The organism is Agromyces subbeticus DSM 16689, from assembly GCF_000421565.1.
Taxonomy (GTDB): Bacteria; Actinomycetota; Actinomycetes; order Actinomycetales; family Microbacteriaceae; genus Agromyces; species Agromyces subbeticus.
Genome location: NZ_ATXG01000003.1, coordinates 1 through 22960, shown reverse-complemented (window position 1 = coordinate 22960; position 22960 = coordinate 1). Strand labels below are relative to the sequence as shown.

25 protein-coding genes are annotated in these 22960 nt (G+C 69.5%); 14 read left to right on the top strand and 11 right to left on the bottom strand.

What is annotated here, in order from left to right; translation table 11 throughout:
* The first annotated feature begins 64 nt into the window (after window positions 1-64).
* From H521_RS21765 to H521_RS0106230, 3 genes are read left to right on the top strand one after another with little or no spacing between them, the layout of a single operon-like run.
* Window positions 65-1189, top strand: coding sequence for an APC family permease (locus H521_RS21765; protein WP_245560943.1), 1125 nt, complete (start codon window positions 65-67; stop codon window positions 1187-1189).
* The gene (locus tag H521_RS26380) at window positions 1183-1611 is read left to right on the top strand and encodes a hypothetical protein (RefSeq protein ID WP_245560942.1); all 429 of its coding nucleotides are present in this window, start codon (window positions 1183-1185) and stop codon (window positions 1609-1611) included. The genes H521_RS21765 and H521_RS26380 overlap by 7 nt, the downstream gene beginning before the upstream one ends.
* Window position 1612: 1 nt before the next feature.
* The gene (locus H521_RS0106230) at window positions 1613-2485 is read left to right on the top strand and encodes a carbon-nitrogen hydrolase family protein (RefSeq protein ID WP_022892166.1); all 873 of its coding nucleotides are present in this window, start codon (window positions 1613-1615) and stop codon (window positions 2483-2485) included.
* A 46-nt stretch (window positions 2486-2531) separates the two neighbouring features.
* Here the strand turns inward: H521_RS0106230 and trhO are convergent, their stop codons facing one another.
* The 4 genes from trhO to H521_RS0106210 form a co-directional block, all read right to left on the bottom strand.
* Window positions 2532-3434: an oxygen-dependent tRNA uridine(34) hydroxylase TrhO gene (gene trhO / locus H521_RS0106225; RefSeq protein WP_022892165.1), complete on the bottom strand. Its 903-nt coding sequence runs from the start codon at window positions 3432-3434 to the stop codon at window positions 2532-2534.
* 239 nt (window positions 3435-3673) lie between these two features.
* Entirely contained in the window at window positions 3674-4138 is a 465-nt protein-coding gene (locus H521_RS24910; protein ID WP_022892164.1) for an ArsR/SmtB family transcription factor, read from the bottom strand.
* A 90-nt stretch (window positions 4139-4228) separates the two neighbouring features.
* Complete coding sequence (locus tag H521_RS0106215) at window positions 4229-4867, bottom strand: LysE family translocator (protein ID WP_022892163.1); 639 nt, start codon at window positions 4865-4867, stop codon at window positions 4229-4231.
* A 9-nt stretch (window positions 4868-4876) separates the two neighbouring features.
* Window positions 4877-5251, bottom strand: coding sequence for a VOC family protein (locus H521_RS0106210; RefSeq protein ID WP_022892162.1), 375 nt, complete (start codon window positions 5249-5251; stop codon window positions 4877-4879).
* 54 nt (window positions 5252-5305) lie between these two features.
* Between H521_RS0106210 and H521_RS0106205 the strand changes: the two genes are divergently transcribed.
* The 6 genes from H521_RS0106205 to H521_RS0106180 all read left to right on the top strand — a co-directional run bounded on the left by H521_RS0106205 (window position 5306) and on the right by H521_RS0106180 (window position 11568).
* Window positions 5306-6442 carry an enoyl-CoA hydratase/isomerase family protein gene (locus H521_RS0106205; protein ID WP_026481975.1) on the top strand — a complete coding sequence of 379 codons (1137 nt, stop codon included), beginning with the start codon at window positions 5306-5308 and terminating at the stop codon, window positions 6440-6442.
* A gap of 53 nt (window positions 6443-6495) precedes the next feature.
* Window positions 6496-8034, top strand: a complete 1539-nt coding sequence (locus tag H521_RS0106200; protein ID WP_022892160.1) for an MmgE/PrpD family protein — start codon at window positions 6496-6498, stop codon at window positions 8032-8034.
* Window positions 8034-8933, top strand: coding sequence for a methylisocitrate lyase (gene prpB / locus H521_RS0106195; RefSeq protein ID WP_022892159.1), 900 nt, complete (start codon window positions 8034-8036; stop codon window positions 8931-8933). Before H521_RS0106200 ends, prpB begins: the two co-directional genes overlap by 1 nt.
* A 100-nt stretch (window positions 8934-9033) precedes the next feature.
* Complete coding sequence (locus tag H521_RS0106190) at window positions 9034-10200, top strand: bifunctional 2-methylcitrate synthase/citrate synthase (RefSeq protein ID WP_022892158.1); 1167 nt, start codon at window positions 9034-9036, stop codon at window positions 10198-10200.
* Between the two features lie 4 nt (window positions 10201-10204).
* Complete coding sequence (locus tag H521_RS0106185; protein ID WP_022892157.1) at window positions 10205-10837, top strand: dihydrofolate reductase family protein; 633 nt, start codon at window positions 10205-10207, stop codon at window positions 10835-10837.
* 167 nt (window positions 10838-11004) lie between these two features.
* Window positions 11005-11568, top strand: coding sequence for an acyl-CoA thioesterase (locus tag H521_RS0106180; RefSeq protein ID WP_026481973.1), 564 nt, complete (start codon window positions 11005-11007; stop codon window positions 11566-11568).
* 99 nt (window positions 11569-11667) lie between these two features.
* Here the strand turns inward: H521_RS0106180 and H521_RS21755 are convergent, their stop codons facing one another.
* Window positions 11668-12774: an AI-2E family transporter gene (locus tag H521_RS21755; RefSeq protein ID WP_022892155.1), complete on the bottom strand. Its 1107-nt coding sequence runs from the start codon at window positions 12772-12774 to the stop codon at window positions 11668-11670.
* A gap of 118 nt (window positions 12775-12892) precedes the next feature.
* Complete coding sequence (locus H521_RS0106170; protein ID WP_022892154.1) at window positions 12893-13399, bottom strand: SRPBCC domain-containing protein; 507 nt, start codon at window positions 13397-13399, stop codon at window positions 12893-12895.
* 87 nt (window positions 13400-13486) lie between these two features.
* Here H521_RS0106170 and H521_RS0106165 point away from each other — a divergent pair, with 87 nt between their 5' ends.
* Window positions 13487-13846 carry a hypothetical protein gene (locus tag H521_RS0106165; protein WP_022892153.1) on the top strand — a complete coding sequence of 120 codons (360 nt, stop codon included), beginning with the start codon at window positions 13487-13489 and terminating at the stop codon, window positions 13844-13846.
* A 36-nt stretch (window positions 13847-13882) separates the two neighbouring features.
* Here the strand turns inward: H521_RS0106165 and H521_RS0106160 are convergent, their stop codons facing one another.
* A complete protein-coding gene (locus tag H521_RS0106160) occupies window positions 13883-14317 on the bottom strand; it encodes a winged helix-turn-helix transcriptional regulator (protein ID WP_022892152.1) in 435 nt (144 codons plus the stop codon).
* A gap of 112 nt (window positions 14318-14429) precedes the next feature.
* Between H521_RS0106160 and H521_RS0106155 the strand changes: the two genes are divergently transcribed.
* Both H521_RS0106155 and H521_RS0106150 read left to right on the top strand, forming a co-directional pair.
* Entirely contained in the window at window positions 14430-14801 is a 372-nt protein-coding gene (locus tag H521_RS0106155) for a DoxX family protein (RefSeq protein WP_022892151.1), read from the top strand.
* 65 nt (window positions 14802-14866) lie between these two features.
* Window positions 14867-15220 carry a DoxX family protein gene (locus tag H521_RS0106150; protein WP_051159208.1) on the top strand — a complete coding sequence of 118 codons (354 nt, stop codon included), beginning with the start codon at window positions 14867-14869 and terminating at the stop codon, window positions 15218-15220.
* A gap of 28 nt (window positions 15221-15248) precedes the next feature.
* Here H521_RS0106150 and H521_RS21750 read toward each other — a convergent pair whose 3' ends face one another.
* Together H521_RS21750 and H521_RS0106140 are read right to left on the bottom strand one after the other, a co-directional pair.
* A complete protein-coding gene (locus H521_RS21750) occupies window positions 15249-15812 on the bottom strand; it encodes a TetR family transcriptional regulator (RefSeq protein WP_022892149.1) in 564 nt (187 codons plus the stop codon).
* Between the two features lie 85 nt (window positions 15813-15897).
* Complete coding sequence (locus H521_RS0106140) at window positions 15898-17505, bottom strand: phytoene desaturase family protein (protein ID WP_022892148.1); 1608 nt, start codon at window positions 17503-17505, stop codon at window positions 15898-15900.
* A gap of 174 nt (window positions 17506-17679) precedes the next feature.
* Here H521_RS0106140 and H521_RS21745 point away from each other — a divergent pair, with 174 nt between their 5' ends.
* A complete protein-coding gene (locus H521_RS21745) occupies window positions 17680-20163 on the top strand; it encodes an Ig-like domain-containing protein (protein ID WP_022892147.1) in 2484 nt (827 codons plus the stop codon).
* A 60-nt stretch (window positions 20164-20223) separates the two neighbouring features.
* On the opposite strand, the gene H521_RS0106130 is transcribed toward H521_RS21745, so the two are convergent.
* Window positions 20224-21006: an ABC transporter permease gene (locus H521_RS0106130; RefSeq protein WP_022892146.1), complete on the bottom strand. Its 783-nt coding sequence runs from the start codon at window positions 21004-21006 to the stop codon at window positions 20224-20226.
* A 131-nt stretch (window positions 21007-21137) separates the two neighbouring features.
* On the bottom strand, window positions 21138-22124 hold the full coding sequence (locus H521_RS0106125) for an ATP-binding cassette domain-containing protein (protein WP_022892145.1): 987 nt from the start codon (window positions 22122-22124) through the stop codon (window positions 21138-21140).
* A 60-nt stretch (window positions 22125-22184) separates the two neighbouring features.
* On the opposite strand from H521_RS0106125, the gene H521_RS0106120 reads away from it, so the two are divergent.
* The coding region (locus tag H521_RS0106120; protein WP_022892144.1) for a helix-turn-helix transcriptional regulator at window positions 22185-22960 on the top strand (776 nt) is incomplete at its 3' end.

Below are 22960 nucleotides of genomic sequence, written 5' to 3'. Positions count from 1 at the left end.
TGACACCAGATCAGAACGTTGTTTGAATGCCATTCGACAAACACCCGCCGTCGAAGGAGACCCGATGAGTCCGACCCCAGTACCCGCGGTGCACCAGCCGGCTCCGGAGGTGACCGGCAAGGGCTTGCGAAGCAACGCCATCGGTCTCAGCCGCATCGTCGCGCTCGGTCTCGCCGCCGTCGCCCCCGCCTACAGCCTCGCCGTGACGTTGGGCTACGTGGTCGGTGCGGTGGGCGTGCAGACCCCGGCCGCCTTCCTGCTCGGCTTCGTGCCGATCCTCTTCACGGCGTTCGCGTTCCGCGACCTGAACCGGGCGATGCCCGATTGCGGAGGCGTCTTCGTCTGGATCTCCCGGGCACTCGGCCCGCTCGCCGGCTGGTTCTTCGGCGGCTGGGTTCCCCAGATCGCGACCTTCATCGCGACCGCCGCGCTCGCCCAGGTGGCCACGGTCTACCTGCTCGCCTCGGTCGGGCTCGAGGCGGTCGCCGAGAACCCGCTCGCGATCATCTCGATCGCCGTGGGGCTCATCGCCCTGAGCGCTGCCGTCGCCGTGCGCGGCATCGAGCTCGCGGCCTGGGTGCAGTACGCCCTGATCGCACTGCAGATCGTCGCGATCGGCGGCTTCTGCATCGGCGCGTTCACCGCCATCGCCGCGGGCACCGCGCCGTCGACCGGTGAACCGATCAGCGCCGCGTGGTTCAACCCGTTCGCCGCGGGGGATCCGAGCGGGCTCGTCGCCGGCGTCATCCTGTGCCTCTTCATCTACTGGGGCTGGGACGCGCTGATCTCCGTCAACGAAGAGACCACCGACCGCTCACGCACCCCTGGGCGTGCGGTCATCGTGTCGACGGTGATCCTGCTGGTGCTCTACTGCGGTGCCTCGGTCGCCGCGCTCGGGTTCGGCGGCGTCGAACTCATCACCTCGGATGCCGCGATCGACGACGTGCTCTCGGTGCTCGGTCCGCTCGCCACCGGTGACGTCTTCGGCAGGGTCATCACGCTCGCGATCGGGCTCTCGGCCCTGGCCGCCCTCTTCACGGTGGCCGTCAGCACGCCCCGGTCGTGGCTCAGCATGGCGACCTACCGGCGCTGCCGAAGGCCGTCACCCGCGTGCACCCGCGATTCCGTACGCCCGACGTCGCGACGTACTGGTGGGCGGGAATCAGCGTCGCGACCATCGTCGTGCTGACCCTCATCTCGAGCGACTTCATCGGCCTCGCGATCCTCGCGATCGGCCTGCTCGTGGCTGCGTACTACGCGGCGACGGCGATCGCCGCGATCGTCTACTTCGCACCCGCGATGCGCCGCAGCGCCTCGACGCTCGTCATGGCGGGCGTGCTGCCGGCGATCGGAGCGCTGCTGATGGTCGTGGCGTTCATCGCGAGTGCCGTCGACATGGCGTCGCCCGAGTATGTCGGCGAGTCGATCCTCGGCGTCGGCACCGTGTTCTGGATCGGCGTCGGCGCACTCGCCGTCGGCGTGGTCATCACGCTCGTGCTGCGACCCGTGTTCCCTGAGTTCTTCGGGCGGAAGACGATTCCGGTCGGCACCGTTCGAGACCACGATTTCGTGGTCGCGAGCACTTCCGATCTCGACCGAGAGGAGCGCTGACGTGCGCGCCCTGTCCATCGCCGCCATCCAGACCGGCGCCGTCGCCGGCGACCTCGACGCCACGTGGCGGCGGTTCGAGGCGCAGGTGCGCGCGGCCGTCGCGCTCCGGCCGCACCTCGACCTCGTGGTGGTGCCCGAGTTGCTGCTCGCGGCGCCCGGACCGCTGCTCGTCGCCGACCCCGACTTCGACGAGCGCGCCGCGACGACCGTCCCCGGCCCCTTGACCGATCGGCTCGGCGAGCTCGCGCGCGACCTCGGCGTGTGGCTCGTGCCCGGTTCCCTCGTCGAGCGCGGCGACGACGATCGGCTCCACAACACGGCGATCGCGATCTCGCCCGAGGGCGAGATCGTCGCCCGCTATCGCAAGCTCTTCCCGTGGCAGCCGTACGAGGAACTCGAGCCCGGGCGCGACTTCGTGACCTTCGACATTCCCGGGCGAGGCCGGATCGGCCTCGCGATCTGCTTCGATGGCAGCTTTCCCGAGGTCGCCCGGCAGCTCGCCTGGCTCGGCGCCGAGGTGATCATCCAGCCGACGCTCACGACGACGCGCGACCGCGAGATGGAGGTCGTGATGTCGCGGGCCAACGCCTTCGCGAACCAGGTGTTCGTGGTCAACCTCAACGGCTCGGCTCCTTCGGGCGTCGGCGAGAGCGTCGTGGTCGACCCCGAGGGCACGATCATGCAGCACGCCGGCGGCGGCGAGGAGGTGCTGTTCTCGGTGCTCGACCTCGACCGGGTCTCCATCGTGCGCGAGTACGGCACACTCGGCCTGAACCGGCCCTGGGTACAGCTCGCCGAGCAGTGCGCCCAGGTGCCCTACCCGATGTTCGGCGGGGCGCTGATGCTGCCGCCCCCGTGGATGTCTGCCCGGTGAGGTCGTCCGGCGTCGACGGGGGTCTCGATTCGCTCGCTGGCGCTCGCTACTCGACCGGCGAGTTCGAGTGCGCCGGGCACGCGCTCGCGCTGCACGACTCGCACAGCACGAACTCGGCGTCGCACGAGGCATCCGTGCAGTTGACGGTGCGGTTCGTGGCGCTGCCGCACCCCGTGCACGAACCGATGACCGCAGCGTGGTCGCTGAAGTCGATCGAGCCGCGCTGGTCGAAGACGTAGAGCGAGCCCTGCCACAGGCCATCGTCGCCGAAGCGCTCGCCGTACCGCACGATGCCGCCGTCGAGCTGGTAGACCTCGCCGAAACCCCGGCTCGTCATGAGGCTCGAGAGCACCTCGCAGCGGATGCCGCCCGTGCAGTACGTCACCACGGGGCGGCCCTTGAGCTCGTCGAACTCGCCGGAGTCGAGCAGCTCGACGAAGTCGCGCGTCGTCTCGGCGTCGGGCACGACGGCTCCGGCGAACCGCCCGATCGCCGCCTCGAGCGAATTACGGCCGTCGAAGAAGACGACGTCGTCGCCGCGCTCGGCGACGAGCTCGTGCAGGGCTTCAGGGCTGAGCTTCGTGCCGCCGCCGAGCACGCCGTCGGGATCGACCCGCAGCTCGCCCGGTGCGCCGAACGACACGATCTCGTCGCGCACCTTCACGCTGAGCTTCGGAAAATCGAGGCTGGCGCCGTGCTCGTCGAGGCCGGTGCCAGCGCTCCACTTGAAGTCGATGTGCTTGAAGGCCGGGTAGTCGCGCGTCTTGCGAACGTAGCGCTTCAGCGCACCCATCTCGCCGCCGAGCGTGCCGTTCAGGCCGTGCTCCGAGATCAGGATGCGGCCGCGCAGGCCGAGCGACTCAGCGAGATCGCGCTGCCACAGCCGCACCGCATCGGGGTCGGCGAGCGGCGTGAAGACGTAGTAGAGGAGGATCTTGGCGAGGGCCACCCGTCGATGCTACGTGGCTCGCCGATGCGATGCCGCCCCGGCTGCGCCGAGATCGGAATGCCTGTTCTTCCTGATCGCTTGAGAGTCGTCCGTATGTCGTGTGCCAGTTCCCCCTCATCACTGAGGTCCCGAGACAGAAGTGTCCACGAGGTCATGAGACTTCACACCCTCATCGCTGAGGTGGCACTGGCATATGGGTTTGTGGGAGTGGTCGGCTGAGGGGGAACTGGCATACCGGTTTACGAAATTGTTTCTGCCGGTCGGCCGTCGTCTTCGATCGCTGTCGTCGACACGTCGAACCATCCGCTCGGGCGTCCGCGCTGTCCACGCCGGCCGGCGCGATGCGCGTGCGGTGTTCGTACCGATGGCGTCGGTCGGGCAGGAAACCCGGGTGCCCGTCCGACTCCGGTGCCGTAGCGCTGCTCCCACAGCGCAAACAGCTCGCCGACGGCTTGGTCGAGTCGTTCGAGGTACTCGCCGTTCACGACGTAGAGACGCGATTGCGGCAGCCCCTGGTCGGGCGCCACACTGACGACTCCCTCGTCCCGCAGGATCCGCAAGTGGTGCGATACGGCGGATCGGGAGACGGAGAACTCCATCGCGACGATGTCGTTGAGGATCCCCACCGGATGCTCACCGACCGCGAGCACCTCGATGATCCTCCTGCGCACGGGTTCGGCCACGATCTCGAACGGATGCATCATCGCCGCAGCGTATCGACGATGCGGCTGGACGACGCTCGCCCATCCACAGGTGTGGACGCGGGCGCGCCGTGGACGAGTTCTGCGTGGTGCTCAGTGCTTGTTGCCGCTGAGCGCGAGCGCTCCGCCGAGCCCGATCATCATGACGCCGCCGGTGGCCGAGAGCTGCGACATCCGCTTCGGTGAACGCGCGAACCAACCGCGTGCCGCGCTCGCGGCGAGCGCCCACACCGAGTCGCAGGCGAGCGCGAGCACGATGAACACGACGCCGAGCTCGAAGAGCTGCAGCGGGATCGACCCGGCCCTGAACGAGACGAACTGCGGCAGCACCGCCACGAAGAACGCGATCGTCTTCGGGTTTGTGACGCCGACGACGAAGCCCTCGCTCAGCTGGCGCCAGTGCGAACGCGGGGCGGGCTTGCGATCGACGGATGCCGCGGCATCCGCTCGGTGCCTGATGGCCTGCACGCCGAGGTAGACGAGGTAGGCGGCACCGGCGAACTTGATGATCGTGAACAGCACGACCGACTCGGCGACGATCGCGCCCACGCCCAGCGCGACGGCCGTGACGAGCGGCACCATGCCGAGCGCGTTGCCGATGACGCTGAGGAGCCCGCCGAGGCGGCCGAGCGAGAGCGAACGCCCGATCACGAACAGCACGCTCGGGCCGGGGATCACGATGAGCACGACCGACGCGACGACGAATGCCCAGAGGTTCTCGACAGGGACCATCCCTGGATGCTAGCTGCTCGCCTGGCCGATGGATGCGCCGAGGTGCACCCGGGTGCCGAACGGATCCTCGACGAGGGCGACGCGTTCGCCCCACGGCTGATCGGTCGGCTCCTCGAGTACTCGCGCGCCTGCCTCAGCGAGGGCGGCCGTCACCTGGTCGACGTCGTCGACGTAGAACCAGAGCAGGGCGTTGCCCGGCGGCAATGGCGACTCGGTCACCCCGAGCGCGATCGTCGTCGAGCCCGTCGCAAGCGAGACGTACACCGGCTCGCCGTCGGGCGGGAACCGGTAGCGCACCTCGCCGCCGAGGCCGTCGCGGTAGAACGCGAGCGCGGCCTCCATGTCGGTGACCTCGATGATGGGAAATGCGGAATCGATCATCATGCCTCCTGCGGCAGAGGCTACGCCCGTCGCCGTGGTGCCGCTACGGTGGCAGTCGTGAGCGACCACATCTCCGCGACCGTCGCCGACGGAGTCGGCCATGTCACGCTCGACCGCCCGCAGGCGCTGAACGCGCTGAGCTACGAGATGATCCGTGCGCTCACCGCGGTGTTCGAAGTCTGGCGCGACGACACCGAGGTCGGCGTCGTGGTGCTCGACGGCGCAGGGGAGCGCGGGTTCTGCGCCGGCGGCGACGTGCGCGAGCTCTACGAGTACGCCTCGAACGACGATCATGCCGAGGCGCGTCGCTTCTTCCGCGCCGAGTACCGGCTCGACGCGATGATCGCCCGCTACCCCAAGCCCGTCGTCGCGCTCATGGACGGCATCACCATGGGCGGCGGCATCGGTCTCGCCGGCCACGCGGCGATCCGCGTCGTCACCGAGCGCTCGCGGGTCGCGATGCCCGAGACGCGCATCGGCTTCACGCCGGATGTCGGTGGCTCCTGGCTGCTCGCCAGGGCGCCGGGCGAACTCGGCGTGCATCTCGCGCTGAACTCGCGCACGATGGATGCCGCCGACGCCCTGCACGCCGGCTTCGCCGACTCGTTCGTGCCCTCCGAGCGGCTGCCGCACGTGCTGCAGGCGCTCGCCGAGCGGGCCGACCCCGGCAGCCCGGCCGAGATCCTCATGCTGTTCGACGAGACGCCCGGCCCCTCGGCGCTCGCGCTCGCCCGCGACTGGGTCGACGCGTGCTACTCGGCGCCGACCGTCGGCGAGATCATCGACCGCTTGCGTGCCTTCGCCGATGGGCGGTCGACAGCGCCAACGGAGAACGTCTCGTCGAGCGCGTTCCCGCGGCATCCGCTCGATCCCGAGGCGGCCGCCGATGCGGCGGCCGCCGCCGACGAGCTCGAGGCCCTCTCGCCGACGGCGCTCACGCTCACGCTCGAGTCGGTGCGCCGTGCCCGCACGTTGCCGAGCCTCGAAGACGCGCTCGAGCAGGAGTTCCGGCTCGTGTCGTGGTTCATCGAGCAGCACGACCTGCGTGAGGGCATCCGCGCGCAGGTCATCGACAAGGACCGCAGCCCGCGCTGGAACCCGTCATCGCTCGCCGACGTCGAACCGGGTCTCGCGGCGCGCGTCATCGACACCCCCGTCGACGAACCCGTGTGGCCGGGTAGAGGCGCCGCCTGACGAGTGTCGCCGGCTCCGGGGCATCCGTCAGCCGCATTCGATAGCGTTGAGGGGTGAAGACCCACCACCTGCGTACCCACCGGAGTGACGAGAACCTGGCTCGTGAGGGTCAGCTCGCCTGGCAGTTGGCCGGGGTCGCGATCGATCCCGTCGAACTCGACGACGACGTCACCGACATGGTCGTCAACCGCGTCATCGACAACGCGGCCGTCGCGGCCGCCTCCATCGCGCGGGGGCCGGTGGTCTCGGCGCGCAGCCAGGCGCTCGCCCACCCGGTGTCGATCGGCGGCGACGGCGCCACCGTCTTCGGCGCGGATGCCGCGCGCCGCACGAGCCCCGAGTGGGCCGCGTGGGCCAACGGCGTCGCCGTGCGCGAGCTCGACTTCCATGACACCTTCCTCTCAGCCGAGTACTCGCACCCCGGCGACAACATCCCGCCGATCGTCGCCGTCGCCCAGCATCTCGCGGCGAACCGCGGCCTCACCGGGCACGACGTCGTGCGGGCGATCGCCACGGGTTACGAGATCCAGATCGACCTCGTGAAGGCGATCTCGCTGCACAAGCACAAGATCGACCACGTCGCCCACCTGGGCCCGTCGGCCGCGGCCGGCATCGGAACGCTGCTCGGCCTCGATCAGGAGACGATCTTCCAGGCCATCGGCCAGGCGCTGCACACGACGACCGCGACCCGGCAGTCGCGCAAGGGCGAGATCTCGACGTGGAAGGCGCACGCCCCGGCCTTCGCCGGCAAGATGGCCGTCGAGGCGGTCGACCGCGCGATGCGCGGCCAGACGAGCCCCGTGCCGATCTACGAGGGCGAAGACGGCGTCATCGCGTGGCTCCTCGACGGGCCGGATGCCTCGTACGAGGTGCCGCTGCCCGAGATCGGCGAGGCGAAGCGCGCCATCCTCGACTCGTATACGAAGGAGCACTCGGCGGAGTACCAGGCGCAGGCCTGGATCGACCTCGCGCGCAAGCTCCACGAGGAGTACCCGCTCATTCTCGACGACCCGTCGCGCATCGAGTCGGTCACGCTGCACACCTCGCACCACACGCATTTCGTCATCGGCTCGGGCGCGAACGACCCGCAGAAGTACGACCCCGATGCCTCGCGCGAGACCCTCGACCACTCGATCCCGTACATCTTCACGGTCGCGCTGCAAGACGGCACGTGGAACCACGCCGAGTCGTACTCGCCCGAGCGGGCTCACCGCCCCGACACGATCGAGCTGTGGAAGAAGGTCACGACGGTCGAAGACGCCGAGTGGACCCGCCGATACCACTCGAACGACATCGCCGAGAAGGCGTTCGGCGGCCGCGTGGTCATCAAGCTCGCCGACGGCGGCGAGATCGTCGACGAGATCGCCGTGGCCGACGCGCATCCGCTCGGTGCCCGGCCCTTCGCCCGTGAGCAGTACGTGCAGAAGTTCCGCACGCTCGCCGAATGGGCGCTCACGCCCGAAGAGATCGAGCGGTTCCTCGACGTCGCGCAGCGGTTGCCCGAGCTCGGCCCCGATGAGCTCGGCGGCCTCACGTTCACCGTCGCGCCGGGCGCCCTCGTCGGCGTCGACATCCCAGAGGGGCTCTTCTGATGCTGTATGCCCAGACCCCGCCGGCCGAGAAGCGCCGGCTCTTCCGTGAGCGGCTCGCGAGCGGTGAGCTGCTGCGCTTTCCCGGGGCGTTCAACCCGCTGTCGGCGCGGCTCATCGAGCAGAAGGGCTTCGACGGCGTCTACATCTCGGGCGCCGTGCTGAGCGCCGACCTGGGTCTGCCCGACATCGGCCTGACCACGCTCACCGAGGTCGCGGGCCGCGGCAAGCAGATCGCCCGCATGACTGAGTTGCCGGCGATCATCGACGCCGACACGGGCTTCGGCGAGCCGATGAACGTCGCCCGCACCGTGCAGGAGATGGAAGACGCCGGCCTCGCCGGCCTGCACATCGAAGACCAGGTCAACCCCAAGCGCTGCGGGCACCTCGACGGCAAGCAGGTGGTCGACGAGTCGACCGCGCTGCAGCGCGTCCGCGCCGCCGTCGACGCCCGCCGCGACCCGAACTTCCTGATCATGGCGCGCACCGACATCCGTGCCGTCGACGGGCTGCCCGCCGCGGTCGACCGCGCGAAGAAGCTCGTCGACGCGGGCGCCGACGCGATCTTCCCCGAGGCGATGGCCTCGCTCGAAGAGTTCGCGGCGATCCGTGCCGCGGTCGACGTGCCGTTGCTCGCGAACATGACCGAGTTCGGCAAGAGCGAGCTCTTCACCACGCAGCAGCTCGCCGACGTGGGCATGAACATCGTGATCTGGCCGGTGTCGCTGCTGCGCCTGGCCATGGGCGCTGCGGGCCGCGGCCTCGACGAGCTGACGGATGCCGGTGCGCTCACCGGCAAGCTCGACGAGATGCAGCACCGCGCCGACCTCTACGACCTCATCGACTACGAGGGCTACAACCACTTCGACACCTCGATCTTCAACTTCCGCGTCGCCCGCTGACGCGGCATCCGCTCTCGGTAGTGGCGAGCGGGTCGCCGGGTGCCTCTAGGCTGGGGGAGCGGTCGCGCCGCAGCGCCCGCACCGATCCGCGAGGAGCACGATGAGCGAGCAGCAGGGGGCCGCGTCCGCAGACGAGGGCGGTCCGGTCATCTACAAGGGCCTGGCCGGTGTGCCGGTCGACTTTACGGCGGTCTCCAAGGTGAACCCCGAGTCGAACTCGCTGCTGTACCGCGGCTATCCGGTGCAGGAGCTCGCGGCTTCGGCCACCTTCGAAGAGGTCGCCTACCTGCTCTGGTACGGCGAGCTGCCCGACGATGCGCAACTGGCCGCGTTCGAGGAGCGCGAGCGCTCGCTCCGCGGCCTCGACCACGAGGTCAAGCGCATCATCGACGAGCTGCCGCTCACCGCGCACCCGATGGATGTGGTGCGCACGGCGGTGAGCGTCATCGGGGCGAGCGACCCGGCCACGCCCGACGACAGCGTCGAGGCGAACCTCGACAAGTCGATCCGCCTGCTCGCGAAGCTGCCGTCGATCGTCAGCTACGACCAGCGTCGTCGCCGCGACCTCGAGTTCGTCGAGCCGCGCGCCGACCTCAGCTTCTCGGCGAACTTCCTCTGGCAGACCTTCGGCGAGGCGCCGGAGCTCGAGGTCGTCACCGCGTTCGACGTGTCGATGATCCTCTACGCCGAGCACTCCTTCAACGCGTCGACCTTCACCGCACGCGTCATCACCTCGACGCTCGCCGACCTCTACTCGGCCGTCGTCGGCGCCATCGGTGCCCTCAAGGGTGCACTGCACGGCGGCGCCAACGAGGCCGTCATGCACGCCTTCGACGAGATCGGCGCCGGCCCCGGTGGCGCCGAGCGCGCAACGGCCTGGCTCGACGCGGCCCTCGCCGAGAAGCGCAAGATCATGGGCTTCGGTCACCGGGTCTACAAGAACGGCGACTCGCGCGTGCCCACCATGCGCGACGCGCTCGAGCGCATGGTCGAGCACTACGACCGGCCCGACCTGCTCGAACTCTACGTCGCCCTCGAGGCCGCCATGGCCGAGCGCAAGGGCATCAAGCCGAACCTCGACTACCCGGCCGGCCCGGTCTACCACCTCATGGGCTTCGACACGCTCACGTTCACACCGCTCTTCGTTGCGAGCCGCATCACCGGCTGGACCGCGCACATCATGGAGCAAGCGGCCTCGAATGCCCTCATCCGCCCGTTGTCCGTCTACAACGGCGTCGATGAGCGGCACGTGCCTGCGAAGGCCTGACGCCATGTCGCACGTCTTCCTCGAGATGACGATGACGCTCGACGGCTTCACGTCGGCGCCGGGCGTGAGTCTCGAGCACCCGCTCGGCCTCGCCGGCGAGCGCGTGCACGAGTGGATGCGCCACTCGATCTTCGACGGCTCCGCGCCGCTCGACGACCGCAACGGCGACGCGACGCCCGACGAGATCGATCGTGAGGCCGCGGCGAGCATGTTCGAGAAGACCGGCGCCTTCGTGCTCGGCCGCCGCACGTTCGACGTCGGCGAGGGGCCGTGGGGCGATGACCCCGTGTTCGAGGGCCGCCCGTGCTTCGTCGTCACGAGCCGCGAGCGCGAGTCGTTCGAGCGCGGCGGCTCCCGCTTCGAGTTCGTCACCGGCGGGGTCGCCGAGGCGGTCGCCCGTGCGAGCGAGGCCGCGAGCGCGGCATCCGTCTGCATCATGGGTGGGGCGGATGTCGCGAGGCAAGCGCTCGCCGCCGAACTCGTCGACGAGGCGCGGCTGCACCTCGTGCCCGTGCTGCTCGGCGGAGGCAGCCGGCTCTTCCCCGACTCGGCGGCGCACCGGGTCGAACTGGTGCCCACCAGCGTGCTGCAGGGCGCCCGCGCGACGCACCTGCGCTATCGGCTGCTGCGGTCGTAGGTGTCGCCGGTCGAGTAGCGCCCGACGAAGGAGGACGCGTATCGAGACCCGGGAGCAGACACCCGGGTCAGCGCTTCCTCACATTTGCACGCTCGAGCCGCGCCCCGTTTGTGGGCACCCGCCAACGTTCGATGATCCACCACGATTTCGGCATACAGTCGTTGATCATGCACATGTTCTTCCGCACCCTGCTTCACGTGCTGTTCCTCTCGCGCCGCAAGCCCGACCTCGGCCACTGGGATGTCGCGCGCACGAACTTCATCACGCTGCCGACCGATCTCGACATCAACCGGCACATGAACAACGGCGTCTACTTCTCGATCATGGACGTCGCCCGCTTCGACATGCTCGTGCGCAACGGCGTCTGGGCGATGATGCGCGAGAAGGGCTGGTACCCGGTCGTCGCGAGCGAGACGATCACGTTCCGCAAGTCGTTGCAGCTGTGGGATCGGTTCACGATCGAGTCGCGCCTCGTCGGCCACGACGACAAGGCCGTCTACATGGAGCAGCGCTACGTGCGCCCCGGCGCCGACGGCGTGCCCGAGGTCTACGCGCAGGGCTTCATTCGCGCCCGGTTCCTGAAGAAGGAAGGCGGCACGGTGCCGATGTCGGAGATCGCCGATGCGCTCGGCGTCTCCGACGCCGCCGAGATCCCCGAGTGGATCGAGCGGTGGGGCCAGGATGTCGCGTTGCCACCGACCCGCGCCGCGGCGCCGTCGGTCTGGCACTGACGCAGCTCCCGCCGGTCGAGTAGGCCCGCCAGGGCCGTATCGAGACCTCGCACCTGGTCTCGATACGCTCCTTCGTCGCTACTCGACCGGCGACGCGCGCTACGAGAGTGCCTTCCTCGGCACCACGACTTCTTTGATGATGAGCAGGATGCCCGCCGCGACGGGGATCGCGACGAGCGCGCCGGGCAGGCCGCCGAGGGTGCCGCCGGCGAGGGCCGCGATGAGCACGATCGAACCGGGCACCTGCACCGCCTTGCTCATCACTCTCGGCGTGAGGATGTAGGCCTCGACCTGCATGTAGACGAGCATGGCGATGAGCACGATGAGTGCCGACACGGGGGAGACGAAGAGCGAGAGCACCGTCATCACCGCCGTGGTGAGCACCGTTCCGATCAGGGGGATGAGCGTGATGAAGAACGCGGCGACCGAGATCACGAGCGCGAACGGCACCCCAACGACGAACAGCAGGATGAAGCTGTAGACGGCGTTGAAGAAGGCGAGCACCACCATGCCGCTGAGGTAGCGGCCGACGTTCTGCATGATGCGCTCGGCGTAGCCGACGACGCGCTCGCGGTGCGACGCCGAGACGAGCGTGTAGATCGCACGCTTCGAGACGTCGAGGGTCGCGGTGAAGTAGATCGTCAGGATGAAGACGAAGAACGCGCTCGAGAGGCCGCCGAGGATCGCGAAGCCGATGTTCAGCGCCCCGCCACCGATCGTCGCCCAGAAGTTCGGGTCGCTGACGAGGTCGACGATCCAGGAGTAGACCGCGCCGAGCACGCCGCCTGAGCCGGCCTGCACGTCTTGGAACCACTGCTGGGTCTGCAGCTCCTGGTACATCGACGGGATGCTCGTGACGAATTGCGCGGCCTGCGTGATGACGAGGGGCAGCACGAGCCAGAGCATGCCGACGATCACGAGCACGAACAGGATGATGACGGTGACGATGGCGAGGCCGCGCTTCATGCCGCGTCGCTCGAACCAGCGCACGAGGGGGTCGAGGCCGAGGGTGATGAAGGCCGCAGCGAGCACCGAGAAGACGACGCTCGAGATGCTCACGAACGCGGCCGCGAGACCGAGTGCGACCACCACGCCGAGGGTCGCGACGAACGCCCACTGGAATGGACGGTTCGTCATGAGGTTCGTCTGGCGCTCGCGCCATCCCGTCGGCGTGCTCTCGCGGGCTCGACGCTCGATGCTCTTCACGGCGTCAGTCTAGGGTTCGGGATGTCGCGGGCCCGCGACATCCGTCGCCCGTCGTGTGTGCCGCGGGCGGCGCTCATGACGGACATCCGTCGCCCGTCGTGTGTGCCGTGCGCGGCGCTCAGTGCACCCTGCCCGGAACGGACAGCTCTCGGTAGTGCGACGAGAACGCGGGGTGGTAGGTCTCCCAGGAGGGCAGAGCCGCCCCCGACCGCGAGGCCGCGAGTCGATCGAGGTAGTAGTCCCAGCCGGGCCCCATGTCGGCGGCCTCCGACGCGTCGCGCAGCCGCTGGCCGAGCGTGAGCGTGGTCATGCCGCCGCCTTCGACGAGGTGGCAGAAGACCCGGATGCCGGTCGAGCCCGGGCCCGAGTCGGCGGTGAAGCGGTGCGGCGGTGCGCACTCGAGAATGCTCACGTTCTGCCATTCACCCTCGCCTTCGGCCTCCATGCGGAAGCGCACGCCACCCGTGGCGGGGCTGCCGGTGTAGGTGCCGATCCACGCGCGCATGGCAGTCGGATTCGTGAGGCTGAACCAGACGTCTTCGATGGGGGCGTAGAAAAGGCGGTCGAATTGCAAATAGAGGCCGTCGTCTTTCAGCACGTAGTGCCCGGTCGGTTTCGCGGTCATCTTCGGCCCCCGTTCGCTCGTTCCCTCAGGCTAATCCCGTCGGTGTCGATCTACCAGAGTGCGTGCGGCCGGTCATAGAGTGAGCGCATGACATCCAAGGGCGCCGTGCGCGAAGAGTCGATGGACATCACCGAAGGAAAGTCGGGGCTGTGGGGTGCGCTCGCGGGCCTCATCGTCTTCGCGCTGATCGCGGTGCCGCTCTCGGCATCGTTCGCGTTCGCGACGCATCCGCACTCGCAGCAGCTCTTCGCTGGCCGGCTCTCGGAGTCGACGACCGGCGGCTACCAGTTCTTCTGGTGGATGGTGACGATCTTCCTGTTCGCGCTGCCGTTCCTCGTCGGCTACGGCGTGGCGAAGCTCTCGGTGAAGTCGCTCACGATCGTCGGCGCCGTCGTGGCGCTGTTCGTCATCGCGATCCTGGTGCTCGGCCAGCTCTTCGTCTTCTAGCCGCGCGGCTGCGGGCACGGGTGCTGCGCACCCAGCTCACGCCGGCGCGCCGTCGTACCCTTCGCGCGATGCCATGATCTCCTCGTGGTTCGCGGCGGCCCAGCCGACGAGCCCGAGCACGGGCTCGGAGAGCGATCGCCCGAGGGGCGTCGCGGCGTACTCGACCCGCGGCGGGATCTCGGGATAGCTCGTGCGCGAGACGAGTCCGTCTCGCTCGAGGTTGCGCAGCGTCTGCGTGAGCATGCGATGCGAGATGCCGTCGACCTTGCGCTGCAGCGCGGTGAAGCGCAGCGGCTCGTCGTGCAGCACGCCGATCACGAGCAGACTCCACTTGTCGCCGACGCGCGAGAGCACGTCGCGGATCACGGCGCTCGCCGGGTTGTCGGTGCTGCACGTCGACGAGCCCAGGTGCGGGTGATCGACGAGCGGTTCGTCGGCGGTGATGCGCAGCGCAGCATCCGTCGTGGCCATGGTCTGCCTTTCTCTCCCGATACGCACCCGGAGGTGCGTGGCGCACGGTGAAGTGCCCGGCTCTCGTGGGTTATAGTCACCGATCGTGCGTCACGCACTCATCGTAACCGAAGTGGAGACCCCCTTGATCATCGCCCTCTGGATCGTCACTGCCCTGCTCGCCCTCGTCTTCCTCGCCGCCGGAGTCGTGAAGTCGACGAGCCCTCGCGAGAAGCTGGTTCCGAAGATGGCCTACATGGAGGACCTCTCCAATGGCCAGGCCCGCGCCGTCGGCATCCTCGAGTTCCTCGGCGCGCTCGGTCTCGTGCTGCCCGCCGCGACCGGCATCCTGCCCTGGCTCACGCCCGTCGCGGCGTTCGCCCTCGCCATCACCATGGTGGTCGGAGTCGCGCTGCACGTGAAGCGCAAGGAGTCGTTCGTGCCGGCGCTCGTGCTCGCCCTGCTCTCCCTCGTCGTCGGCATCGGCTGGGTCCTGCTCGGCTGACACTGCGGGGCCCGGATCGGGGCTGGCCCCGAGGCATACCATACCGTATGGTATGAATGGTGACGATGCTTCCCGAACCCATCTGGCCGGTGGTGGTGCTGGCGCTCATCCAGCTCGTCGACGGGGTGATCAGCGCGATCCCGCTGCCGTTCATCGCGAAGTGCTTCGACGACGTGCGCTTTCCACGGCGCTGGTGGTGGGTGCTGCCGCCGACCAAGTTCGCGGCAGCGGCCGGCCTGATCGTGGGCATCTGGGTGCCGGTGCTCGGTGCGATCACGTGCGCCGCGCTCGTCGCCTACTTCCTCGTAGCGATCGGCATGCACATCGCAGCGCGGGACTTCGGGCGCAACCTCTTCGTGAACGCCACCGGAATGCTCGTGATCTGCGTCGCGGTCGGGCTGTACTGCTTCGTGCTGTGAGCTGAGTAGAGCTGAGCCGAGCCGAGCGTCAGTCCGACGCGGCCCCCGGTACCGCGTCGAGGAGCAACTCGTAGACCGCTCGCAGCTCGCCCGCCGAGATCGGCGGTATCGTGACCGCCGCCCCGAGCGAGACGAGGTAGGGCACGAGCGCTGCGGTGCGGGCGGTGGCATCGGAGTCGCTCGCCGGCCGCCAGGCCGCCTGCAGCAGCTCGATCACGCGGGTGTCGATGCGCGACTGCACCGCCCGCGCCGCGGGGTCGGCGTGGGCCCACGCGCGCACCGCGCGATCGAGCTCCGCGCGACGGATGGAGGCCCGGTCGGCCGTCGCCAGATCGACGAGCCACTCGAGGGTCGCCCGCGTGCCCTCGTCGCGGCGCTCGTCGATCGCCGTGCTCAGCTCGCGCAGTGTCGATTGCTCGTAGTGCTCGAGCAGGGCGGCACGGTAGCCGCTCGCACCGTCGAAGTGGTGATGGAACGACCCCTTGGTCACGCCGAGGCGGCTCGCGAGCCGGTCGATGCGGAGTCCATCGACGCCGTCTCGTGCGAGCACCTCGAGGCCGTGGTCGAGCCAGTCGGTGCGTGAGGTCGCCATTCCGTCACCATACCTGAGCGCATGGTCGTGACGGGTGACGGTGCCTCGCGCCGTATCGCGTCGCAGCGGGCCGCTCCTCAGCGCTTCAGCTGAAGGATGCCTCGAGCACCGCCATCGCCGCGTTGTGCCCGCCGATGCCGCTCACGCCGCCGCCGCGCACCGCGCCGGCACCGCAGAGCAGGATGCGCGGGTGCGCCGTCGCGACGCCCCAGCGCTCGGCCGGCGATGCGAGCGCGGCGCCCGGCTCGGCCCACGGCCACGAGAGCGGCCCGTGGAAGATGTTGCCGCCGGGCATCGCGAGCGCGTGCTCGAGGTCGAGCGTCGTCTTCGTCTCGATGCACGGCCGGCCCACGGCATCCGGCGCGATGACTCCCTCGATGGGCTCGGCGAGCACCGAGTTGAGCGAGGCGAGCACCGCGGCCTGCAGGGCGGCGCGCAACTCGTCGTTGCCGAAGCGCTCGAGCAGGCGGTGCGGCACGTGCAGGCCGAAGACGGTCAGCGTGTGGGCTCCGGATGCCGCGAGCTCGGGCGCGAGGATCGATGGGTCGCTCAGGGTGTGGCAGTAGATCTCGCACGGCAGCGGCGACGGGATGCGGCCCCGCGCGGCGTCGGAGTACGCGGCCTCGAGCTGCGACTCGAGCTCGTTGATGTGGAAGGTGCCGGCGAACGCCGCCTCGGGCGCGACATCGGCGTCGCGCAGCCTCGGCAGCCGCGTGAGCAGCAGGTTCACCTTCACCTGAGCGCCCTCGGGGGCGGCGAGCTGGCGCAAGCGTTCGCGCACGACGCTCGGCACCGGGTGCGAGGCATCGGCCGTGACGAGCCGGTCGAGCACCGCGGGTGCGACGTTCGCGAGCACGACGCCGGCCTGCGACATCCGCTCGCCCGACTCGCCGACCGCCTGCCAGCGCACCTCGCCCGAGGGGTCGATCGAGGTCACCTCTGCGCCCGTGACGAGCTCGGCGCCGGCCTCGCGGGCCGCGCGTGCGAGCTCGCCGGTGACCGCGCCCATGCCGCCGACGGGCACGTCCCAATCGCCGGTGCCGCCGCCGATGACGTGGTACAGGAAGCAGCGGTTGGCGTCGAGTGCGGGGTCGTCGAGGTCGGTGAAGGTGCCGATGAGACCGTCGGTCGCGACCACGCCACGCACGAGATCGCTCGCGAAGCGCGCCTCGATCGTGGCGCCGAGCGGCTGCTCGACGAGGTCGTGCCAGATTCGATCGTCGCCGATGAGGGCACGCGCCTCGTCACGAGTCGGGAGCGGCTCGGTCAGGGTCGGGAAGAGCCGGTGGGCGAGCGTCGCGGTCTCGGCGTACAGGGCGTTCCACGCGTCGAGGTCGTCGCCGGCGCCGATGCGCTCGAATGCTGCGCGGGATGCGTCGGCATCGGCCTCGCGATCGACGAGCAGGCCCCGCGCGGGGTCGGCCGGGTCGGGCGTGTACGACGAGAAGCGCCGTCGCACGAGCTGCACGTCGAGCCCGAGATCGTCGATGATGCGCTGCGGCAGCAGGCTCACGAGGTAGGAGTAGCGCGACAGTCGCGCGTCGACGCCGTCGAACGCCTGCGCCGAGACGGCGGCACCGCCGAGATGTTCGCTGCGCTCGAGCAGCAGCACGCTCCTGCCCGCGCGGGCGAGGTAGGCGGCGGCGGTGAGGCCGTTGTGGCCACCGCCGATGATCACGACGTCGTGGGGCATCCCACGAGCGTACGCGACCGTCGTTCGTCCGAACTGTTACTGACAAGTCAGTAAGTTCTCGCTAGGCTGACGCACGCGACGCGCCATGGATGACGCGGAGCGTGCACCATCGCAACGATCCGGTTCCGCCGGCGGCGACACGGTTCGCCGCCGCGATGTTCGAAGGAGAACACTGTGACGACGACGAAGCAACTCACCAGCGGGAGGGAACGACCGCATGGTCGGCGCGCCACCCATCGGCTCGCGGCGAGTGCGGCCGTGGTCGCGCTCGTCGCAGGAGGCGCGGCCTTCGCGGCGACACCTGCTGTCGCAGCCGAACCGGACTTCGGCCCGAACGTGACGATCTTCGACCCGTCGATGTCGGTCGACGACATCAATGCAACGCTCGCGAGCCTCGCGAACGAGCCGGAGTTCAGCCAGAACCGGCACGCGGTGTTCTTCGCCCCGGGCACGTACGGCAGCGACGCCGGCGAGAACGACCCCTCGACGGCGACCGGCATCGTCAACGCCGAACTCGGCTACTACACCGCGATCGCCGGCCTCGGTGCCTCGCCCGAAGACGTGCGCATCAACGGCGCGCTGCATGTCGAGCCAGTGCGCGCGTGCGAAGCGAATCCCTGGGACTGCCAGCAGCCCGGCTCCCTCACCCGGTTCTGGCGGTCGCTCGGCAACATGACCATCAACCCGATCCAGCGCCCGGTCGGTGTCGACGCGGCCAGGCCGTTCCCGAGCGGGGTCACCGACCCGCACACGATGCGATTCGCGGTTTCGCAGGCCGCGCCGCTGCGCCGGATGAACATCGAGGGCGATCTCACCCTCTTCGGCAGGGTCGGCGAGTACGCGTCGGGCGGATACCTCGCCAACTCGAATGTCGACGGCACGATCATCACCGGGTCCCAGCAGCAGTGGTTCACGCGCGACTCCACTGTCGGCGCGTGGGACGGCGGCGTCTGGAATACCGTGTTCTCGGGTGTCGACGGCGCCCCCGTCACCGACTTCGCGCCGGGGAACAAGACGAACGTCGCTGAGACGCCGATCAGCCGCGAAGCGCCGTACCTCTACCTCGACGGCGATGACTACAAGGTCTTCGTGCCGAAGGCGGCGACTGAGACGACGGGCCACGAATGGTCGACGGATGCCGCGGCGGGCGACTCGATCGCCATCGACGACTTCTTCCTCGCGCATGAAGGCGATTCCGCCACCGAGATCAACGCGGCGCTCGCGTCGGGCAAGCACCTCCTGCTCACGCCGGGCATCTACCACCTCGATGCGCCGATCGTCGTCGATCGGGCCGACACCGTCGTGCTCGGACTCGGCTACGCGTCGCTCACGCCCGACACCGGCACCGCCGCCCTCGAGGTCGGCGATGTCGCGGGCGTGAAGATCGCCGGCATCACCGTCGACGCCGGCACCGTCGAATCGGAGGTGCTCGTGAAGATCGGCCCCGACGGGGCATCCGTCTCCGACTCGGCCAATCCGACCACGCTCTCCGACGTGTTCATCCGCGTCGGCGGCCCGTGGGCAGGCAAAGCGGTCACGAGCATCGAGGTGAACAGCGACGACGTACTGCTCGACCACATCTGGGCCTGGCGCGCCGACCACGGCGCGGGTGTGGCCTGGGACTCCAACACCGGCGCGCACGGAGTCATCGTGAACGGCGACGACGTGAATGCGACGGGGCTCTTCGTCGAGCATTACCAGGAGGAACAGGTCATCTGGAACGGCGAGCGCGGACGCACGATCTTCTACCAGAGCGAGATCCCGTACGACCCGCCGACCCAAGCGGCGTACATGGACGGCGACCGCCTCGGCTTCGCGTCGTACCGGGTGGCCGACCACGTCACCGAGCACTTCGCGCAAGGACTCGGCGTCTACTCGTTCTTCGACGCGACGATCAACGGCGGCCAGGACATCCGGGTCGAGAGCGGCATCCAGTCGCCCAAATCCCCGAACGTGCGGTTCGAGTCGATGACGAGCGTGTTCCTGAACGGCACGGGCGGCATCAACCGCATCATCAACGACGCCGGCGCGCCGGCGGTCGGCAGCTTCGCATCGCCGCAGCTCGCGTCGTACCCGCCGGCGGATACGACGGCCCCCACCATCACCATCGTGGCTGACCCGGTGGCACCCGGTGCCGACGGCACGTACGCGAGCGAGGTGAGCCTCACGATCACCAGCAATGACGACTTCACGCCACCGCCGACCATCGAGGTGAACGTCGATGGTGCGGGGTGGCAGACGGTCGCGGCGCCGATCGTGCTCGGCAATGGGATGCACAGCGTCGTGGCGCGGGCGACCGACGCCGCTGGCAACGTGTCGAGCATCGCCACGTGGTCGGGCGCGATCTCGATCGTCGCGGTCGAAGACGTGCCGCTCGACGTTGCCGCGCACACCCAGTGCCTCGACGGAAAGGCGTACATCGTCGTGTCGGCGGTCAACCGGGCGGCCCTGCCCGCAGACGTCCGGCTCACGACCGACGAGGGCACTGTGAAGTTCGCGAAGGTGGCACCGGGTGCGACCGTGACCTACCTCTGGAAGTCGGGTAAGACGCTCGACGACGGTGAAGCGATCGTCGCGGGCTACACGTGGAGCAACGGGCAGGGCAAGCACTCGTCGTATGACGTGGCGTACGCCGGCTCGGTTTGCGCGAAGAAGTAGCGGATCGACGAGGGGCGAGCGGATGCCGCATCCGCTCGCCCCTCGTTCGCGTACTCCTGCTCAGCGGGCCCGCTTCATGGCCCGCACGCCGACCACGATGCCGATCGTGCACGTGACGACGGCGGCGATGATGCCGCCGACGACCGCCGGAGCGCCGAAGTCGCCGGCGAGCAGCGCGCGCTCGGCGCCGACGAGGTAGCTGAGCGGGTTGATTGCGGCGGCGACCTGCATCCACGCGGGGCCGTCGTCGAGCGGCAGCAGCATGCCCGAGAGGATCATCAGCGGGAACAGCAGCGTCTGGTGCACCATCCAGAACATCCAGTCGCGGTTGCGGCACGCGAGGGCGAGCGTGTAGCTCAGCGCGCCGAAGCCGATGCCGAAGACGGCGAGCACCGCGAGGCCGGCGATGAGCCCGGGCACGTGCAGGGTGAAGCCGAACGGCACGGCGACGAGCACGACGATCGTGCCCTGGATGACGAGCGGCACGACCTCCTTCAGTGCGCGGCCGACGAGGAGCGCGCTTCGCGAGAGCGGCGCGACGAGCGTGCGCTCGTGCGATCCGGTCTGCATCTCGAAGAGCAGGTTCGCGCCGGTCGAGGCCGTGCCGAAGAGCGCGACCATGACGAGGATGCCCGGCACGAACCACTGCAGCGTGCCCGCGACATCGCCGCCGGCGGCACCGACGAGCAACGGGCCGAAGAGCCCGAGGAAGATGAGCGGTTGCACGAGCGAGAACATGACGCTGAACGGGTCGCGCACGAGTGGCCGCGACTCGCGCACGAAGACGGCGGCGGTGTCGTGCACGAAGCCGGTCGGGCGGGCGGTGGGAGTGGTGGTGGTCATGGGAGTTGCTCCTTCGTGTTCGTCGGTCGAGCAGCGCGAAGCGCGTATCGAGACCTTGGGGTGATGGTGTTGGGTCTGCTGGTCTCGATACGCGTGCTCCTGCGTCGCGCGCTACTCGACCGGCGGTGTGGTCAGGCGGAAGCGACGAGCTCGGGCTCGGCGGGCTCGGCGTGCGCGGCCTCTTCGCGGAGGCTGCGGCCCGTCAGTGCGAGGAAGACGTCGTCGAGGGTCGGTTGGCGGTGCGTCGCGGCCACCACCTCGAGGCCGGCATCGCCGAGCGAGCGGATGTAGCGGGGGAGTGCCCGATCGCCGCCGGGGGCCGTGACCGTGACGATCGACCCCGAAGCCTCGCCGTCGATGCGTGCCGCGGCGGCCGCGGCATCCGTTGCCGTCTCGAAGGTGAGCGTGACGCGGTCGCCCGCGAGCGAGTTCTTGAGCGCCCAGGCCGTGTCGTCGGCGATCAGCTGGCCATGATCCATGACCATGACGCGCTCGGCAAGTTGGTCGGCCTCTTCGAGGTAGTGCGTCGTCAGGAAGATCGTGGTGCCCGTCTCGCGACGCAGCTCGACGATGTGCTCCCACAGGTTCGCCCGGCTGTGCGGGTCGAGGCCCGTCGACGGCTCGTCGAGGAAGAGCAGTTCGGGTCGGTGGATCAGCCCGAGGGCGATGTCGAGCCGGCGCTTCTGGCCGCCGGAGAGCGACTGCACCTGCCGGCCGGCGACCTGGCCGAGCTCGAGCGACTCGATGAGCTCGTCGGCGCGAAGCCGCGTCTCGCGGCGCCCCATGCCGTAGAAGGATCCCTGGGCGTGCAGTTCATCGCGCACGCGCTGCGTGTGCCCACCCGAGGTGCCCTGGCCGACGTAGCCGATGCGGCGGCGCACGCCGGCGGGGTCGCGACGGATGTCGGAGCCGGCGACGACCGCTTCGCCGCTCGTGGGTGGCAGCAGGGTGGTGAGCATGCGAAGCGTCGTCGACTTGCCGGCGCCGTTCGGGCCGAGGAAGGCGACGAGCTCGCCGGCGTCGACCGAGAAGTCGACGGAACGGACGGCCTCGACGACCTTTCCCTTGGCGGGGAACGTCTTCGTGAGGCCCTGTGCGGAGATCATCTGGTTCGTCATGACCCCAGTTTCTCGAGGCATCCGGACAGTTTCTGTCCTTATGGATGAGAAACTTTGAGCATGGCCGCAACGACCTCGAGAACCCTCGAACTCCTCTCCCTGCTGCAGAGCCACCGGCACTGGTCGGCACGTGAGCTCGTCGACCGACTCGGCGTCTCCGACCGCACGCTGCGGCGCGACGTCGACCGATTGCGCGAGCTCGGCTACGGCATCGATTCGGCGCGCGGCAGTGCCGGGGGCTATCGACTGCAGGCCGGCACCGGGCTGCCGCCGCTCCTGCTCACCGACGACGAGGGCGTCGCCATCGCGGTCGGCCTGCGCTCGCAGGCGACGGCAGGGCTGCGCGGCGCAGAGCACACGACCATCAGCGCGCTCGCGAAGCTCGAGCAGGTGCTGCCACCCGCCCTCCGGCGGCGCATCGAGGCGCTGCAGTCGCACGCGGCCGTCGGCGTCGGCGGCCCCGGTTCCGCACGCTCGGGTCGGCCGGCACCCGAGATCGACACCGATTTGCTCGGCCTGCTCGCGCTCGGGTGCCGCGACTCCGAGCGGCTGCGCTTCACGTACACGGATGCCGCGGGCGAGTCGTCGTCGCGAGTGGTCGAGCCGTACCGGCTCGTGCCGGTCGCCCGCCGCTGGTACCTGCTCGCGTGGGACCGGCAGCGCGACGACTGGCGCACCTTCCGCCTCGACCGCATCAGCGACCTGTTCCAGACACGGGTGCAGTTCGAGCCCCGGCCGATGACCGATGAGCAGGCGCGCGACCGTGTCGAGACCGCACTGCGCTGGCGGAGCCGCAACGTCACGGCACGGGCGATCGTCGACCTGCCGCGCGCCTC

What these genes read in the sequence shown, in the direction of transcription:
- H521_RS21765 (WP_245560943.1), top strand. Translation starts at nt 65, where the DNA reads ATGAGTCCGACCCCAGTACCCGCGGTGCACCAGCCGGCTCCGGAGGTG.
- H521_RS24910 (WP_022892164.1), bottom strand. Translation starts at nt 4,138, where the DNA reads ATGATGCATCCGTTCGAGATCGTGGCCGAACCCGTGCGCAGGAGGATC.
- H521_RS0106215 (WP_022892163.1), bottom strand. Translation starts at nt 4,867, where the DNA reads ATGGTCCCTGTCGAGAACCTCTGGGCATTCGTCGTCGCGTCGGTCGTG.
- H521_RS0106210 (WP_022892162.1), bottom strand. Translation starts at nt 5,251, where the DNA reads ATGATGATCGATTCCGCATTTCCCATCATCGAGGTCACCGACATGGAG.
- prpB (WP_022892159.1), top strand. Translation starts at nt 8,034, where the DNA reads ATGCTGTATGCCCAGACCCCGCCGGCCGAGAAGCGCCGGCTCTTCCGT.
- H521_RS0106190 (WP_022892158.1), top strand. Translation starts at nt 9,034, where the DNA reads ATGAGCGAGCAGCAGGGGGCCGCGTCCGCAGACGAGGGCGGTCCGGTC.
- H521_RS0106185 (WP_022892157.1), top strand. Translation starts at nt 10,205, where the DNA reads ATGTCGCACGTCTTCCTCGAGATGACGATGACGCTCGACGGCTTCACG.
- H521_RS0106180 (WP_026481973.1), top strand. Translation starts at nt 11,005, where the DNA reads ATGCACATGTTCTTCCGCACCCTGCTTCACGTGCTGTTCCTCTCGCGC.
- H521_RS0106170 (WP_022892154.1), bottom strand. Translation starts at nt 13,399, where the DNA reads ATGACCGCGAAACCGACCGGGCACTACGTGCTGAAAGACGACGGCCTC.
- H521_RS0106165 (WP_022892153.1), top strand. Translation starts at nt 13,487, where the DNA reads ATGACATCCAAGGGCGCCGTGCGCGAAGAGTCGATGGACATCACCGAA.
- H521_RS0106160 (WP_022892152.1), bottom strand. Translation starts at nt 14,317, where the DNA reads ATGGCCACGACGGATGCTGCGCTGCGCATCACCGCCGACGAACCGCTC.
- H521_RS0106150 (WP_051159208.1), top strand. Translation starts at nt 14,867, where the DNA reads ATGCTTCCCGAACCCATCTGGCCGGTGGTGGTGCTGGCGCTCATCCAG.
- H521_RS21750 (WP_022892149.1), bottom strand. Translation starts at nt 15,812, where the DNA reads ATGGCGACCTCACGCACCGACTGGCTCGACCACGGCCTCGAGGTGCTC.
- H521_RS0106140 (WP_022892148.1), bottom strand. Translation starts at nt 17,505, where the DNA reads ATGCCCCACGACGTCGTGATCATCGGCGGTGGCCACAACGGCCTCACC.
- H521_RS0106130 (WP_022892146.1), bottom strand. Translation starts at nt 21,006, where the DNA reads ATGACCACCACCACTCCCACCGCCCGCCCGACCGGCTTCGTGCACGAC.
- H521_RS0106125 (WP_022892145.1), bottom strand. Translation starts at nt 22,124, where the DNA reads ATGACGAACCAGATGATCTCCGCACAGGGCCTCACGAAGACGTTCCCC.